The 15009-nt window shown below is 66.8% G+C and carries 15 protein-coding genes; 4 read left to right on the top strand and 11 right to left on the bottom strand.

The genetic code is table 11. The annotated features are described in order from the left end of the window. Positions 1 to 105: 105 nt before the first annotated feature. Both N5D45_RS08645 and N5D45_RS08650 read left to right on the top strand, forming a co-directional pair. Positions 106 to 384 (top strand): hypothetical protein, encoded by a 279-nt coding sequence (locus tag N5D45_RS08645; protein ID WP_010486993.1) that lies wholly within the window; start codon positions 106 to 108, stop codon positions 382 to 384. Continuing rightward, on the top strand, positions 351 to 1139 hold the full coding sequence (locus N5D45_RS08650; RefSeq protein WP_197656829.1) for a M90 family metallopeptidase: 789 nt from the start codon (positions 351 to 353) through the stop codon (positions 1137 to 1139). The genes N5D45_RS08645 and N5D45_RS08650 overlap by 34 nt, the downstream gene beginning before the upstream one ends. Positions 1140 to 1223: 84 nt before the next feature. On the opposite strand, the gene N5D45_RS08655 is transcribed toward N5D45_RS08650, so the two are convergent. The 6 genes from N5D45_RS08655 to N5D45_RS08680 all read right to left on the bottom strand — a co-directional run bounded on the left by N5D45_RS08655 (position 1224) and on the right by N5D45_RS08680 (position 7502). Continuing rightward, entirely contained in the window at positions 1224 to 2648 is a 1425-nt protein-coding gene (locus tag N5D45_RS08655) for a sensor histidine kinase (RefSeq protein WP_010486997.1), read from the bottom strand. A 25-nt stretch (positions 2649 to 2673) separates the two neighbouring features. Then, positions 2674 to 3357: a response regulator transcription factor gene (locus N5D45_RS08660; protein WP_004136763.1), complete on the bottom strand. Its 684-nt coding sequence runs from the start codon at positions 3355 to 3357 to the stop codon at positions 2674 to 2676. Positions 3358 to 3430: 73 nt separating this feature from the next. Beyond that, the gene (locus N5D45_RS08665; protein WP_049435506.1) at positions 3431 to 3805 is read right to left on the bottom strand and encodes a hypothetical protein; all 375 of its coding nucleotides are present in this window, start codon (positions 3803 to 3805) and stop codon (positions 3431 to 3433) included. Between the two features lie 212 nt (positions 3806 to 4017). Further along, positions 4018 to 5049, bottom strand: coding sequence for a tRNA dihydrouridine(20/20a) synthase DusA (dusA, locus tag N5D45_RS08670; protein ID WP_019337796.1), 1032 nt, complete (start codon positions 5047 to 5049; stop codon positions 4018 to 4020). A gap of 206 nt (positions 5050 to 5255) precedes the next feature. Next, positions 5256 to 5894 carry a DUF6338 family protein gene (locus tag N5D45_RS08675; protein ID WP_279938741.1) on the bottom strand — a complete coding sequence of 213 codons (639 nt, stop codon included), beginning with the start codon at positions 5892 to 5894 and terminating at the stop codon, positions 5256 to 5258. A 144-nt stretch (positions 5895 to 6038) separates the two neighbouring features. Next, positions 6039 to 7502 (bottom strand): SulP family inorganic anion transporter, encoded by a 1464-nt coding sequence (locus tag N5D45_RS08680; protein ID WP_279938742.1) that lies wholly within the window; start codon positions 7500 to 7502, stop codon positions 6039 to 6041. Positions 7503 to 7710: 208 nt separating this feature from the next. On the opposite strand from N5D45_RS08680, the gene N5D45_RS08685 reads away from it, so the two are divergent. Then, complete coding sequence (locus N5D45_RS08685) at positions 7711 to 8691, top strand: cation transporter (RefSeq protein WP_019337793.1); 981 nt, start codon at positions 7711 to 7713, stop codon at positions 8689 to 8691. Positions 8692 to 8802: 111 nt separating this feature from the next. Then, positions 8803 to 9228: an organic hydroperoxide resistance protein gene (locus tag N5D45_RS08690; RefSeq protein WP_004153735.1), complete on the top strand. Its 426-nt coding sequence runs from the start codon at positions 8803 to 8805 to the stop codon at positions 9226 to 9228. Between the two features lie 231 nt (positions 9229 to 9459). Here the strand turns inward: N5D45_RS08690 and mmsB are convergent, their stop codons facing one another. The 5 genes from mmsB to N5D45_RS08715 are packed head-to-tail and all read right to left on the bottom strand — an operon-like array spanning position 9460 to position 14999. Further along, entirely contained in the window at positions 9460 to 10350 is an 891-nt protein-coding gene (mmsB, locus tag N5D45_RS08695; RefSeq protein WP_279938744.1) for a 3-hydroxyisobutyrate dehydrogenase, read from the bottom strand. Continuing rightward, entirely contained in the window at positions 10347 to 11522 is a 1176-nt protein-coding gene (locus N5D45_RS08700) for an enoyl-CoA hydratase/isomerase family protein (RefSeq protein WP_279938745.1), read from the bottom strand. The genes mmsB and N5D45_RS08700 overlap by 4 nt, the downstream gene beginning before the upstream one ends. Continuing rightward, positions 11519 to 12316: an enoyl-CoA hydratase gene (locus N5D45_RS08705; RefSeq protein ID WP_279938751.1), complete on the bottom strand. Its 798-nt coding sequence runs from the start codon at positions 12314 to 12316 to the stop codon at positions 11519 to 11521. Before N5D45_RS08705 ends, N5D45_RS08700 begins: the two co-directional genes overlap by 4 nt. After that, positions 12313 to 13479 (bottom strand): acyl-CoA dehydrogenase family protein, encoded by a 1167-nt coding sequence (locus N5D45_RS08710; RefSeq protein ID WP_279938752.1) that lies wholly within the window; start codon positions 13477 to 13479, stop codon positions 12313 to 12315. The genes N5D45_RS08705 and N5D45_RS08710 overlap by 4 nt, the downstream gene beginning before the upstream one ends. Positions 13480 to 13493: 14 nt before the next feature. Beyond that, positions 13494 to 14999, bottom strand: coding sequence for a CoA-acylating methylmalonate-semialdehyde dehydrogenase (locus N5D45_RS08715; RefSeq protein WP_279938753.1), 1506 nt, complete (start codon positions 14997 to 14999; stop codon positions 13494 to 13496). Positions 15000 to 15009: the final 10 nt, after the last annotated feature.

Genomic DNA, 15009 nt, shown 5'->3' on the forward strand with positions numbered 1-15009 from the left:
AGCCGCCAGCGACGCCCGCCACCGGTGGGCCGCAGGGGCTTCCAACCGGGTGCCGGGTTCGGGCTAGAATCGGGAACTCACCTTCCCTTAACGTGGATGTCGTCAATGCGCCGTTATGCCCATTGCCTGATCCTGCTGACGATGCCCTTCGCGGCGTCTGCGACAGCAGCGCTGGACGACAGCCGTGGGGCATGCGTGTCCTCCAATGGCGATGCCGCCTCGCAGCGCGCGCCCACCGCCAGCGCATCGGCTGCCAGCACCAAGGCGGCACCGGTACGCCCGGCTGCCAGCACCACCACCGGCGGCGGTGGCAGCGACGACGACATGCTGCCGCGCATCCGCGCGCCGAAGTGGCACAGCTACCTGCCGGGAATGTTCCGCTGATCAAGTCGTTGCTGCAGTGGCTGCGGCCTGCACCGCGGCCGATTGACGATGCACTTTGGGAAGACGCCTGCCAACGCGCGGCGTGGCTGCACGGCCTGGATGACGGGCGTCGTGGGCGACTGCGCCTGCTGGCCACGCGCTTCCTGCACGAGAAGACCATCACCCCTGTCGGCGATCTGCAGCTGCAGGCCGGCGATGGCGTGCTGCTGGCCGCGCTGTGCTGCCTGCCGCTGATCGAGTTCGGCGAAGTGGGACTGGAAGGCTGGTCGCAGCTGATCGTCTACCCCGACGCGTTCCGCGTGCACCGCAGCCACATGGATGCGGCCGGCGTACTGCACGAGTGGGATGACGAACTGATCGGCGAATCGTGGGACAGCGGTCCGCTGATCCTGTCCTGGGCCGATGTGCAGGCCGACCTGTCGGCGCCGCACGAGGGCTACTGCGTGGCGGTGCACGAGATGGTGCACAAGCTGGATGCGCTGGATGGCGCGATGGACGGCACGCCGCCGCTGCCGCGGCAATGGCAGCGCGAGTGGGCGGCTACGTTCCAGCAGGCTTACGATGCCTTCTGTGCGCAGGTGGACGCGGGTGTGGAAACGCTGATCGATCCGTACGCGGCCGAAGCGCCGGAAGAGTTCTTCGCGGTAGCGAGCGAGTATCACTTCTCGGCGCCGGATCTGCTGCAGCAGGCATTGCCGGAGGTGGCCGCGCAGCTGCGGCGGTTCTATGGCGAGCCGCCGACGATGGTCGGCTGATTCACTACCGCAGCTTATGTAGAGCCGAGCCATGCTCGGCTGCATTTTGCGGAGCAGTCGAGCATGGCTCGACTCTCCACAAGGCTACGGCCCCGGCGGCAGGCGCACTTCGAAACGAGCGCCGCCCAGTTCCTCGGAGCGGCCCACAGTCAGTTCGCCGCGGTAATCCTTGATCAGGTCCTGCACGATCGACAGGCCGATGCCGTGGCCCTGCACGCGCTCGTCGCCACGCACGCCACGCTGCAGCACCTTGCCGATGTCGTCCGGGGCAATGCCAGGGCCATCGTCGTCCACCGCCAGCAGCAGGCCGGCACGGCGCGCGTTCGGTGCCGGCAGCGGCTGCGCGGTCAGCAGCACGCGGCGGTTGGCCCACTTGAAGGCGTTTTCCAGCAGGTTGCCGAGCAGTTCCTGCAGGTCGCCCGGTTCGCCATGGAAGCGCGCGGCCGGGTCGATGTCGAATTCGCACAGCACACCCTTGGAGGCGTAGACCTTCTCCAGGCCACGCACGATTTCCTCGGCGTTGGATTCAATCGGCAGCGGTGCGGAGAACAGCTTGTGGCCCGACGACGCAGCACGTGCCAGCTGGTACGAGACCAGGTTGTTCATGCGCTGCAGCTGCACGTCCAGCTCCTCGCGCAGGGCGCCGTCCCCGGCGCCGCTGTCCATCTGCGTGCGCAGCACGGCGATGGGCGTCTTCAGGCTGTGCGCCAGGTCGGCCAGGGTGTTGCGCTGGCGCTCCAGGTTCTCGCGCTCGCTTTCAATGAAGGCGTTGATGCTGTCGGTCAGCGGTTCCAGCTCACGCGGGTGGCGCTCGCTCATGCGCTCGGTCTCGCCGCGCTGCACCTTGGTCAGCTCGGTGATCACGCGGCGCAGTGGGCGCAGGCTCCACTGCAGGATGACGGTCTGCAGCAGCAGCAGGATCAGGCCGATGCCGCCCAGGTAGAACCAGACCCGGCTGCGGAACACGCGCAGCTGCGCACCCAGCGCGCGCGAGTCTTCCATCACGTAGATGGTGTACGGAAACTCGGTGGCAGGGTCGGCGTCTGCGTCCCACACCAGGCCCAGGCCATAGCGGTACACCGAGCCCTGGCTGCCGTCGATCTGGATCATCGGCAGTGGGCCTTCAAACACTTCCTGGCGCGGCGCCAGCAGGCCACCGCCCGCGGTGGGCAGCATCGGACCTTCGGCGGACATCGAATTGCCCTTGCCGTGCGGCATCACCACCTGCAGGTACAGGCCACTGCCCGGCACGTCGAAGCGCGAATCCGGCGGCTGCTCGCGGATGTACAGCGAGCGGTCACGGGTGAAGTCGATGCCGGCCGCGTAGGCGGTGGCGTAGTTCTTCAGGCGCTCACGCAGGTTCGCCTTCGCCGTATCGGCGAAGGCGGCGTCGAGCGCGTAACCGGCCAGCGCCAGGAACGCGACCAGGCCCACGGACGCGGCGAACATCTGGCGCGCCTGCAGGGAGCGCGGCCGCCAGCGTCGGAAGAACCACAGACGGCCGGACATCGTGCTATCGCCAGGGTGAGCCGGCTCAGCCCTCGTTGCGCGGAATCGCGAAACGGTAGCCGCGGCCGCGCACGGTCTCGATCGGCTTCAGTTCGCCATCCGGGTCCAGCTTCTTGCGCAGGCGGCCGATGAAGACCTCCAGCACGTTCGAGTCGCGGTCGAAGTCCTGCTGGTAGATGTGCTCGGTGAGGTCGGCCTTGGAGACCAGTTCACCGGCGTGCATCATCAGGTACTCCAGCACCTTGTACTCGTAGCTGGTGAGGTCGACATTGCTGCCGGCCACGCTGACGGTCTGCGCAGCCAGGTCCAGGGCAACCGGGCCGCATTCCAGCGTCGGCTTGCTCCAGCCAGCGGCGCGGCGCAGCAGCGCGTTGACGCGGGCCAGCAGCTCTTCGACGTGGAACGGCTTGACCAGGTAGTCGTCGGCGCCCTGCTTCAGGCCCTCGACCTTGTCCTGCCAGCTCGAACGCGCGGTCAGGATCAGCACCGGGAACTTCTTGCCTTCGTCACGCAGGGCCTTGATCAGCTCCATGCCCGACATCTTGGGCAGGCCAAGGTCGATGATGCCGACATCGAACGGAACTTCGCGCCCCATGTAGAGGCCTTCCTCGCCGTCCTGCGCAGCATCGACGGCAAAGCCTTCGCGCTTGAGCCGGGCTGCCAGGGTCTCACGCAGCGGGGCTTCGTCTTCGACCAGAAGGATACGCATGAACTCTCCCTAGTGTCCTGGGTGTGGCCCGGAGGCCTGTGGGGTACGGGTTGATAGCGACAACTATCCCTGTTCAGGGGTTATCGCCGCGTAGTGATGACATATCCGACCGCGGCGTGCGCGGCTGTGAACGCGACGGGGCGGGGTCGTCCATGTAGCGGACCCGGCCCCGATCGTCCATGTACTTCACCCGGTTGATATCACGACCATCGAACGGCACGCGCTCGGCGCCGAGGATGTGGCCGCCGGTGGTGCGCTGCACGCGGCGCACGGCATCGGACAGCGACCGCTCGTCGCCACGGTTGCCACGCTCGCCCCGCTCCATCATCTCCGCCCGCGCCTGCTCGCCACGCGGCGGCTGTTGCGCCAGCGCCGAAGACAGCGGCACAGCCGACAGGACCACGCAGGTGGCCAGGGCAATGCGGCGATGGAAGGGAACGGAAGACATCGATGCGATCCTAGCCGAGCACGGCGATTCGTTCAAAAGTCGTAAATCCGGCGCCGGGTTCGAAACCCAGCGTTTTACAAATCTTTTGCAAATTCTTGGTTTACAGCGGTGAATCCGGTCTGAACTTTTCCGGCCCTGCGCCCGCGTTGTTCAGCTAAGTGAACATTCGGGACGAATCGACGTCCCTTGTCAAGTCAGGAATGTGACTGCGGTCACGCTGCGGCCCGATCAGCTTCGCGTTCGGTGACCGCCAGGGCCTGTTCGATCAGGCTCCAGCCGGCGCCCGGGCGATGTGCGCCCTCGCTCAGCACCTGGCGGAATGCGCGACCACCGGGCTGGCCGTGGAACAGGCCGAGCAGGTGGCGGGTAATGTGCTTCAGCGCCAGGCCTTCGCCCAGCCGCGCCTCGATGTAGGGGCGCATCGCGCGCAGCAGGTCACCACGGGCCTGCAGCGGGGCGCCGGTGTGCAGCGCCTCCAGCTGATGCAGCAGGTAGGGGTCGTGGTAGGCCGCGCGGCCCAGCATCACGCCATCGACGTGCGCGGCCTGCGCCTGTACCGCCTCGATGCTGGCCAGGCCACCGTTGATCACCACCGGCAGTGCCGGGCGCTCCTGCTTCAGGCGGTAGGCCCAGTCGTACTTCAGCGGCGGAACCTCGCGGTTCTCCTTCGGCGACAGGCCCTTCAGCCACGCGTTGCGCGCATGCACCACCACCATCGCCGCACCGGCGGCAACCTGGCGGTCGACGAAGCTGGCAAACACGTCGTAGTCGTTGTCCTCGTCCACGCCCAGGCGGCATTTCACCGTTACCGGGATGTCGACCGCATCGACCATGGCCGCCACACACTCGGCCACCAGCACCGGCTCGCGCATCAGGCAGGCACCAAAACGCCCGGCCTGCACGCGGTCGGACGGGCAACCGCAGTTGAGGTTGACCTCGTCATAGCCCCACTCGGCAGCGATGCGTGCGGCCTGCGCCAGCAGGGCCGGGTCACTGCCACCCAGCTGCAGCGCCAGCGGCTGTTCGCTGCGATCGAAGCCGAGCAGGCGCTCGCGATCGCCGTGGATGACCGCGTTGGCGTGCACCATTTCCGTGTACAGGCGCGCACCCGGCGCCAGCACGCGATGGAACACGCGGCAATGGCGGTCCGTCCAGTCCATCATCGGGGCAACGGACAGGCGCAGGGAATCGGCGTAACGGGCGGTGGCGGACGTCATCGGGGCGTTGATCGTGGAGACTGGCATTGCCAGTGAGATCAATAGTTTACACCGCCCGGCTGAATGCGCCCGGTCAGCCGCGCGGTGAGCGCCGGTTGGGCCCGGTTCCCGCTGGCGGCCGGGGCGGGCTGGGCGGCGGCGGCGGGCGCTTCCTGCCCGCGGGGAGCTTGGGGTTTGCGTTCTCCATGGATACGACCAGCTGGTCCAGTGGTGGGTTGGAACCCTTCCTCAACTTAGCCATTGTCTGTCTCCTGGAGAATCTCGACCCATTGCACGTCGGTTGCGTGAATCAGTATGCCATCCAGCTGTGGGAGCTCGACCATTGCAGGCCCTGCTTCCGGATCAGCGCCTGCATCTGATGGATCCCTGTCCACAATCCAGGCCGGCATCTGCATGTAGAACTGCCCTGCCGCCGGACTGATCGGCCACTCCTTGGGGTAGCCGGTCAGTCGACGGCCATCCTTCAGCTGCAGCACAACGAAGGCAGGACGCGTACCCAGTACGCAGTACCACTCGCTCGGGTGGGATGTCCTCGTGGTGAAGCCTGCACGACGGAGAACCCTGTGGAGGGAATCCTTGTTCGCAGCGAGGGCCAGTCCCGCTCCCAGCAGTACTGCGAGGAATAAACCCCAGAGCAAGCTGCTGGACTCCGTCCAGGTTCCCAGCACAAAGCAGCGCCCGGCCAGTAGCAGCACCACTTCCGTGAACGTGACCAGCGCCTGGACCGCGAAGGTGAACACCAGCGCTTCCACGGTCCTTTCGAACTGCGGTGGCTTGGGGTGTGAAGTCAGCCCGTAGAACACCCAGGCTGCCAGGAAGCCCGGCAGCAGATAGGTCAGCAGCGTGGTGGCGTTGTTGAACAGCGTATCCATTCCGGAAGAAGTACTCCGTCGTGAGGATCACAACGGAGCACGATCACGGCGATTCTTCCACCCTGGGCAGGGTTCACAGGCCACAAATGCAGCAACCGCAACAGCAGCCATGAAGTCGCAGTGATGCAGTCGCAGCCTATAGCGTCAATGTGCGCTGCCAGCAGCGCCTTTGCCACCCACCTGTTCGATGAGGGTCTGGCTGGCCGCATTGAGCCCCACCACCGTCACCTCCGCACCATGCGCGGCCAGCTTTTCCTGCGCCCGCTCCAGCGCGGCCACAGCAGTCAGATCCCACAGGTGGGCATCGCGCAGGTCAATCTGCACCTTCGGCGCCACGTGCTGGTAATCGAACGCCGCACCCAGCTGCCCCGCCGAGGCAAAGAACACCTGCCCACGCACGCGGTAGACCTGTGTGTCACCAGCATCGTCGCGCTGCACATCCAGCATACGGCCCACCTTGCGCGCAAAGAACAGCGCCGACAACAGCACGCCACTGAGCACGCCCTTGGCCAGATCGTGGGTGGCCACGGTGACCACCACGGTCAGCAGCATCACCGCAGACGAGCTGCGCGGATGCGTGCGCAGGTCGCGCAGCGAGCGCCAGCTGAAGGTGCCGATGCTGACCATGATCATCACCGCCACCAGCGCAGCCATCGGGATCTGCCCCACCAGGTCGCCGCCGTACACCACCAATGCCAGCAGCAGCACGCCCGCCACCAGGCAGGACAGGCGGCCACGGCCACCGGAGGTCACGTTGATGATCGACTGGCCGATCATCGCGCAGCCAGCCATGCCGCCGAGGAAGCCGGTGACCGTGTTCGCCACGCCCTGGCCGACGCATTCGCGGTTGCGTTCGCTGGGCGTCTCGGTGATGTCCTCGACAATCTGCAGGGTCATCATCGATTCGAGCAGGCCGACCACGGCCAGCGTGGCCGACACCGGCAACAGGATGCGCAGCGTTTCCCAGGTGAGCGGCACATCGGGAATGAGGAAGTGTGGAAGGCTGTCTGGCAGCTGGCCCATGTCGCCGACGCTGCGCACGTCGATGCCGAAGCCGATCACCACGGCGGTGAGCACCACGATCGCGACCAGCGGCGAGGGTACGGCGCGGGTGATACGCGGCAGCAGGTAGATGATCGCCAGCGCGGCGGCGCACAGCACGTAGACCGTAGGGCCGCGGCCAATCAGTTCCGGCATCTGCGCGAGGAAGATCAGGATCGCCAGCGCGTTGACGAAGCCGGTGATGACCGAGCGCGAGACGAAGCGCATCAGCGAGCCGAGCTTGAACACGCCGGCCAGCACCTGCAGCAGGCCGGCCAGGATGCTGGCGGCGAACAGGTACTGCAGGCCGTGATCCTTGACCAGGTCGACCATCACCAGCGCCATTGCACCGGTAGCGGCGGAAATCATGCCGGGGCGGCCACCCGCGATGGCGGTGATGACGGCAATCGAGAACGCGGCATACAGGCCGACCTTGGGGTCGACGCCGGCGATGAGCGAGAAGGCGATGGCCTCGGGAATCAGGGCCAGGGCGACGACGATGCCGGACAGCAGGTCGCCACGGAGGTTGCCGAGCCATTGCTGGCGCAGGGGATAGGACGTTTGCATGGGAAAACTCCGCGCGCACGGGCGTGGGGCCACGTGGCACTGCAGTGGAAAGACACGGGTTCCTGAGCCGGGCGGGCCGGCTGCCGATGTGCGGCAAGGGTCAGGGTGGCGTGATCACTGCAGGCGGGCGTCGGTACGTGGGAGGGGCGCAGTCTACGGGAAGCGGCCGCACGAAGGTAGCGCGACCGGCCGCGAAAGGCCGCGGGGCATGGCGCCGCTCTACAATCGGGGCATGGCTACTGATCGCCCGCAGTTCTTCGACCCCGCCACCGAACAAGGCGTGCTGCGCCTGTCGATCGCCGCTTCGCTGCTGCTGGCCGCGGCGGCGGTGGTGTTCGGCCTGCTGGCCAATTCGTCATTGATCATCTTCGACGGCATCTACGGCCTGATCGACGTGGTGATGACCTGGCTGTCGCTGCTGGTGGCACGGCTGATCGCGCTGTCCACCCAGACCGACGCGCTGCAATCGCGGCTCAACCAGCGCTTCACCATGGGCTTCTGGCACCTGGAGCCGATCGTGCTGGGGGTCAGCGGCACGCTGATGATCGGTGCGGCACTGTATGCCCTGGTCAATGCGGTGGATGCACTGATGTCCGGGGGCCGCCACATTGCGCTGGGCCCGGCCATTGCCTTCGCCGGGCTGTCGATCGTGGGCGAAGGCGCGTTGGCCTGGTTCATCCTGCGCGCCAACCGCCGCATCGGCTCGGAGTTCATTGCGCTGGACGCGAAGAACTGGGTGATCGCAGCCAGCATGTCGGCCTGCTATCTGCTGGCCTTCCTCGGCGGTGTGCTGGTGCAGGGCACCTCGCTGGCCTGGGTCGGCCCATACATCGACCCCGCCATCCTCGCCTTCGTCTGCGTGCTGGTGATGATCGCCCCGCTCGGTACCGTGCGCCGCGCGCTGGCCGGCATCCTGCTGGTCACCCCGCCGGAGCTGCAGGCGCACGTGGATGCGGTGGCGCGCGACATCGTCGCCAAGCACGGCTTCGTCGAGCACCGCAGCTACGTGGCCCAGGTGGGGCGAGGCGAGCAGATCGAGCTGTTCTTCGTGGTGCGCGAGGACGACCCGCCGCGGCCGCTGGTGGAATGGGACCAGCTGCGTGATGAGATCGGCGATGCGCTCGGCGAGGCTTCGCCGGACCGCTGGTTGACGATCATGTTCACCACCGACCGCGAGTGGACGATCTAGGCCCACAGGACGATCGATCAAGTTTTTCGTACGCATTGCAACCCAACGTACGCGAAAACCGGGCAAAGTAGGCTCCAACGCAACACCCACCCACCGACCAGGAGCATCACGATGTCCATCGAAAAGGTTCTGTACACCGCCCAGGCCACCTCCACCGGCGGCCGTGAAGGCCGTTCCGTCTCCTCCGACAACGTGCTGGACATCCAGCTGTCGACCCCGCGCGAGCTGGGCGGCGCCGGCGGTCCGGGCACCAACCCGGAACAGCTGTTCGCGGCTGGCTACTCGGCCTGCTTCCTGGGCGCACTGAAGTTCGTGGCCGGCCAGGCCAAGGTCGCGCTGCCGGCCGACACCACCGTGACCGGCAAGGTCGGCATCGGCCAGATCCCGACCGGCTTCGGCATCGAAGCCGAGCTGACCATCAACGTGCCGGGCGTACCGCGCGAGCAGGTGGAAGAGCTGGTGCAGAAGGCGCACATCGTGTGCCCGTATTCCAACGCCACCCGCGGCAACATCGACGTGACGCTGATCGTTGCCTGATGCGGTGCTGCCGGCCAGCGGCCGGCACTACCAACATGAAAGGCAAAAAAATGGGCGGATGCCGGTCGAAACCGGGCATCCGCCCATCCCACCTCGGGTGGGCCCCGGCGCGCGGCCGGGGACGCATTCGCTACGGCGCGCATCCATCCTTCTGGAGGAGAGCCCCCTTGTTGTTCAAGGGGGTGCGCCAACGGCGCGGGGATAAGGTGGAATGCGCGGACCAGCGACCGGTTACCGGTCGCTGGTGATGAGCTGCACGACGCTGGAGAAATCCAGCTTGCCGCGGCCGGCCTGGTGGTTCATCGAGTACAGGTTGCGGGCCACTTCGCCCAGCGGGATCGAGGCGCCGACACTCATCGCCGCTTCCACCGCCAGGCCCATGTCCTTCAGCATCAGGTCGCTGCCGAAGCCGCCGCTGTAACCGCGCGAGGCCGGCGCATTCTCCAGCACGCCCGGCCACGGGTTGCACACTTCGGTGGCCCAGCTGCGGCCGGTGCTGACTGCCATCATCTGCGACAGCACCTTCGGGTCCAGCCCGTGCGCCACGCCCAGGGCGATGGCTTCACCGGTGACGGCCATGATCACGCCCAGCGCCATGTTGTTGCACAGCTTGGCCACCTGGCCGGCACCACTGGCGCCCACGTGGAAGATGTTCTTGCCCATCGCCTGCAGCACCGGGCGCGCGCGTTCCAGCGCGTCCTCTTCGCCACCGACGATGAAGGTCAGGGTGCCGGCCTGGGCACCGGCGGTACCGCCGGACACCGGTGCGTCGAGCATCTGCAGGCCACGCGCGGCGGCGGCTTCAGAAACCTTGCGGGCGCTGGCCGGTGCGATCGTGCTGCAGTCGATGACCAGTGCGCCCTCCGGGATCGCGGCGAGGATGCCGTCGTCGCCCAGGTACACGCCTTCGACGTGACGGCTGGCCGGCAGCATCGAGATCACCACCTCAGCATCGGCCAGGGTTTCGCGCGCCGATGCCGCCGCGCTGGCGCCGGCATCGACGGTGGCCTGCACCGCGGCCGGGACCAGATCGAACACGCGCACGGTATGGCCGTTCTTGACCAGATTGGCGGCCATCGGGCCACCCATGTTGCCCAACCCGATGAATGCAATGCGGCTCATGCAAGGCTCCTTTCAACAAGGGGAGTGCCCAGGTCGGCCAGCGGATGCGCGGCATCGGCCCAGGGGGAAGCGAAGAAGGTGTCGGCCCACGCGCCGCTGGCCTCGGCCAGCGTGGCCGGGTTCCATTGCGGATTGCGGTCCTTGTCGATCAGCAGCGCGCGGATGCCTTCGGCGAAATCGCCGTGGGCGGCGCAGTGCAGCGCGGTGATGTACTCCAGCCGGTAGACGCTGGCCAGGTCCTGGCCGGCGCTGCGGCGCTGCAGTTCAAAGGCCAGCCGCGCCGAACCCGGCGCACCAGCAGCGAGGGTCTTCTGTGCCGCCTGCAGCCACGCATCGTCGGTCTGCAGCATGCTGATGCGGTTGATGATCGCGGGCAGGTCATCGCCCTCGCACAGCACATCGACCTGCGCGGCATTGGCCAGCAGCGGGCCGGTGGCTGCATCGCTGGCGTGCGACTGCAACAGATGGCTGAGACGTTCGTGGTTGTGTTCGGCATCACCCGACCAGGCCACCTGCAGCAGCGCATCGAACACTGCACTGCGGCGCTCTTCGGCCACGTGCACGTCGGCCAAGCCGGCGTAGATGGCATCGCCCGGGTTGAGCAGTGCGCCGGTCAGGGCCAGGAACAGGCCGCCCTTGCCCGGTACCCGCGGCAGCAGCCAGCTGCCACCGACATCGGGGAACAGGCCAACAGTGATTTCCGGGAAGGCCAACTTGGAGCGCTCGCTGACCACGCGGTGGCTGGCGCCGGACATCAGGCCGATGCCGCCGCCCATCACGATGCCATGACCCCAGCACAGGATCGGCTTGGCGTAGGTGTGAATGAGGTAATCGACGCGGTATTCAACGTCGAAGAACTCAGCGGCGTAGTCGTTCTCGCGGATGTCGCTGCGGCCAGCCTCACGGAAGGCGACCATGGCCTTGTACAGGCTGTGCAGGTCGCCGCCGGCGCAGAACGCCTTTTCGCCGGCGCCCTGCAGCACCACCATGGCGATGCCGTCGTCGTCGGCCCAGGCATTCAACTGCTTCAGCAGCAGGTGCGCCATCGGCAGCGAGAATCCGTTGAGCGTACGCGGCGCGTTGAGCGTGGCGATGCCGATGCGCGCGCCGTTGCCGGCCACGCGCTCTTCGAACAGCACCGGTGCGTCGTCGGCAGCGGTGTCGGTGCTCATGCGTTCTTCCACTGCGCGGCGCGCTTTTCCAGGAAGGCGGTTACGCCCTCGACCTGGTCAGCGGTGTCGAACAGATCGACGAAGGCCTCGCGCTCGGCCACCAGTGCCGAGGCATGGGTGCCGGTGCGGGTGGACTGCACCAGGGTCTTGCAGGCGGCGATGCTGGTCGGGCTCTGCTTGCCGGCCTTCTTCGCCCATTCCAGAGCCAACGCCTTGGATTCACCCTTGCCGACCTTTTCTTCGGCCAGGCCAATCCGCAGCGCGGTCTCGGCGTTGATGCGCTCACCCAGCAGGATCATGCGCTTGGCCCAGCCCTCGCCCACCAGGCGCGGCAGGTTCTGGGTGCCACCGGCGCACGGCAGCAGGCCGACGGTGGCCTCCGGCAGCGCGACCTGGGCATGGTCTTCGATGATGCGCAGGTCGCAGGCCAGCGCACATTCCAGGCCACCGCCCATGGCGTAGCCGTTGATCGCGGCGATCGACACGCCACGGAACGCGGACAGCGCTTCGAAGGCTTCGCCGAAGCGGCGCGCGGCCTCGCGTGCGGCGGCCTTGTCGCCTGAAGCGAACTGGTTGAGGTCGGCACCGGCGGAGAAGAACTTCTCGCCATCACCGGTGATCACCAGCGCGTAGATCTCGCGGTCTGCGTTGAGTGCGCCGACCAGATCGCGCAGCGCCGACAGGCTGCGCACGGTCCAGGTATGCGCGGGCGGGTTGTGCAGGGTGACCACGGCGGTGTGGCCGTCGGCCTCGACCTTCAGGCCCACGTGCTCCTGGGTACGCCAATCCTTCATCGCAGTTCCTCTTCGGTGTTGAGCAGGTGACGGGCAACGATCACCCGCATGATCTCGTTGGTGCCTTCCAGGATCTGGTGCACGCGGCTGTCGCGCAGCAGGCGCTCGATCGGATATTCGCGGATGTAGCCGTAGCCACCGTGGATCTGCAGGGCTTCGTTGCAGATGTTGAAGCCGGCATCGGTGGCGAAACGCTTGGCCATCGCGCACCACACGTTGGCATCGGTGGCACCGGCATCGAGCTTGCGTGCAGCGGTATGCACCATCTGCCGCGCGGCCACCAGCTGCGTGACCATGTCGGCCAGCTTGAACTGCAGTGCCTGGAACTCGGCCAGCGCCTTGCCGAACTGGCGGCGCTCGCCCATGTAGCGGCGTGCGGCATCCAGCGCACCCTGCGCGGCACCCAGCGAGCAGGCAGCGATGTTGATGCGGCCGCCATCGAGCCCCTTCATCGCCAGCTTGAAGCCGCCGCCTTCCTCTCCCAGAAGGTGGCTGACCGGCACGCGAACGTTTTCGAAGGTGATGCCACGGGTGGGCTGGCTGTTCCAGCCCATCTTCTCTTCCTTGCGTCCGAAGCTGATGCCCGGCAGGTTCGACGGCACTGCAATGGCGCTGACGCCACCTGCACCGGCACCGCCGGTACGCGCCATCACCACCAGCAGTTCGGTGGCACCGGCGCCGGAGATGAAGGCCTTGGCGCCGTTCAGCACGTAGAAGTCGCCATCGCGCACGGCGGTGGTCTTCAGCGAGGCCGCATCGGAACCGGCGCCCGGCTCGGTCAGGCAGTACGAGGCCAGCTTGTTGCCCGAAGACAGGTCGGTGCCCCACGCATCGCGGAGTGCCGGCTGGCCCCACGTGGACACCATCCACGAGGCCATGTTGTGGATGCTGATGTAGGCCGCGGTCGACGGATCGACGTTGGCGAGCTCCTCGATGACGACGGCGGCGTCCAGTCGGCTCAGGCCGCTGCCGCCCACTTCCGGGTCCATGTACAGACCGCAGAAGCCCAGTTCACCGGCCTTGGCGATCGCCTCGCGCGGAAAGATGCCCTCCGCATCCCATCGCGCGGCGTGTGGCGCCAGTTCGGCCTGCGCGAAGTCGCGCGCAGCCTCGCGGTACGCCTGCTGCGCTTCTTCCAGTTCCGTCGTCATCGAGTGGCTCATGGCTGCTCCTGCCGTTACTTCAGGCTGATCGTGGTGTTGACGCCGTGGCTCAGCGTTTCGTCATCGAACCAGCGCGCGGTGACCGTCTTGGTCTGGGTGTAGAACAGCACCACCTGCTTGCCGTACGGGCCCAGGTCGCCCAGCTTGGACGCGCGCGAACCGGTGAACGAGAACAACGGCACCGGCACCGGGATCGGCACGTTGATGCCGACCTGGCCGACGTCGATGTCTTCCTGGAACTTGCGCGCGGCGGCGCCGGACTGGGTGAACAGTGCGGTGCCGTTGCCGTTGGGGTTGCTGTTGACCATCGCGATGGCGTCTTCCAGCGTTTCCGCTTCGAGGATGACCAGCACCGGCCCGAAGATTTCTTCCTGGTAGATGCGCATGTCGGGGGTGACACCGGCAAAGATGGTCGGGCCGACGAAGTTGCCCTTCTCGAAGCCATCCACCTGCGGCTTGCGGCCATCGAGCACCAGCTTGGCGCCCTGCTCCACGCCCGAGGCGATCAGGCCTTCCACGCGCTCGCGGGCGCTGCAGGAAATGACCGGGCCGACATCGGTGCCGGCCACGGTGCCGGCGCTGACCTTCAGGGTCTTGGCCTTGGCCACCAGGTCCTGCACCCAATTGCGCGCTTCACCGACCAGCACCAGCGTGGAGGCGGCCATGCAGCGCTGGCCAGCGGCACCGAAGGCGGCACCGACCATCGCATTGAGGGTCTGTTCCTTGTTGGCGTCCGGCAGCACCACAGCGTGGTTCTTGGCGCCCATCATGCACTGCACGCGCTTGCCGGCCAGCGAGGCGCGGTTGTAGACGTGGGTGCCGACGCGGGTGGAACCCACGAACGAAACCGCCTTGATGTCCGGGTGGTCGCAGATCGCGTTGACCACTTCCTCGCCACCGTGGACGACGTTCAGCACACCCTTCGGAATGCCGGCTTCCAGCGCCAGTTCGACCAGGCGCATGGTGACCATCGGGTCCTGCTCGGACGGCTTGAGAATGAAGGTGTTGCCGGTGGCGATGGCCATCGGGAACATCCACAGCGGGATCATCGCCGGGAAGTTGAACGGGGTGATGCCGGCGCACACGCCCAGCGGCTGCATGATCGTGTAGGTATCCACGCCATTGGCCACGTTGTTGGCCAGCTCGCCCAGCTGCAGGTTGCCGATGGCGGCGGCGTGCTCGACCACTTCCAGGCCGCGGAACACATCGCCTTCGGCGTCCGGCAGGGTCTTGCCCTGTTCGGCGGTGAGGATGTGGGCCAGCTCGCTCATGTGCTCGCGGATCAGCTGCTGGTACTTCAGGAAGATGCGTGCACGGGTGCCGATCGGGGTCTTGCGCCAGGTCTTGAAGGCTTCCTTGGCGGCGGCGACGGCGGCGTCCACTTCGCCGGTGGTGGCGAACGGCACCTTGGCCAGCACGTCCTGGGTGGCCGGATTGATCACGTCCTGCCAGTGGGAGGTGGCCGATTCGATGAACTGGCCATCGATCAGCATGCGGATACGGGGCGCTGCAACAGTCATGACGACAATC

Origin of the sequence: Stenotrophomonas sp. GD03819 (genome assembly GCF_029841665.1) — a bacterium.
GTDB lineage: Bacteria > Pseudomonadota > Gammaproteobacteria > Xanthomonadales > Xanthomonadaceae > Stenotrophomonas > Stenotrophomonas geniculata.

What these genes read in the sequence shown, in the direction of transcription:
- N5D45_RS08645 (WP_010486993.1), top strand. Translation starts at nt 106, where the DNA reads ATGCGCCGTTATGCCCATTGCCTGATCCTGCTGACGATGCCCTTCGCG.
- N5D45_RS08655 (WP_010486997.1), bottom strand. Translation starts at nt 2,648, where the DNA reads ATGTCCGGCCGTCTGTGGTTCTTCCGACGCTGGCGGCCGCGCTCCCTG.
- N5D45_RS08660 (WP_004136763.1), bottom strand. Translation starts at nt 3,357, where the DNA reads ATGCGTATCCTTCTGGTCGAAGACGAAGCCCCGCTGCGTGAGACCCTG.
- N5D45_RS08665 (WP_049435506.1), bottom strand. Translation starts at nt 3,805, where the DNA reads ATGTCTTCCGTTCCCTTCCATCGCCGCATTGCCCTGGCCACCTGCGTG.
- dusA (WP_019337796.1), bottom strand. Translation starts at nt 5,049, where the DNA reads ATGCCAGTCTCCACGATCAACGCCCCGATGACGTCCGCCACCGCCCGT.
- N5D45_RS08675 (WP_279938741.1), bottom strand. Translation starts at nt 5,894, where the DNA reads ATGGATACGCTGTTCAACAACGCCACCACGCTGCTGACCTATCTGCTG.
- N5D45_RS08680 (WP_279938742.1), bottom strand. Translation starts at nt 7,502, where the DNA reads ATGCAAACGTCCTATCCCCTGCGCCAGCAATGGCTCGGCAACCTCCGT.
- N5D45_RS08685 (WP_019337793.1), top strand. Translation starts at nt 7,711, where the DNA reads ATGGCGCCGCTCTACAATCGGGGCATGGCTACTGATCGCCCGCAGTTC.
- N5D45_RS08690 (WP_004153735.1), top strand. Translation starts at nt 8,803, where the DNA reads ATGTCCATCGAAAAGGTTCTGTACACCGCCCAGGCCACCTCCACCGGC.
- mmsB (WP_279938744.1), bottom strand. Translation starts at nt 10,350, where the DNA reads ATGAGCCGCATTGCATTCATCGGGTTGGGCAACATGGGTGGCCCGATG.
- N5D45_RS08700 (WP_279938745.1), bottom strand. Translation starts at nt 11,522, where the DNA reads ATGAGCACCGACACCGCTGCCGACGACGCACCGGTGCTGTTCGAAGAG.
- N5D45_RS08705 (WP_279938751.1), bottom strand. Translation starts at nt 12,316, where the DNA reads ATGAAGGATTGGCGTACCCAGGAGCACGTGGGCCTGAAGGTCGAGGCC.
- N5D45_RS08710 (WP_279938752.1), bottom strand. Translation starts at nt 13,479, where the DNA reads ATGAGCCACTCGATGACGACGGAACTGGAAGAAGCGCAGCAGGCGTAC.
- N5D45_RS08715 (WP_279938753.1), bottom strand. Translation starts at nt 14,999, where the DNA reads ATGACTGTTGCAGCGCCCCGTATCCGCATGCTGATCGATGGCCAGTTC.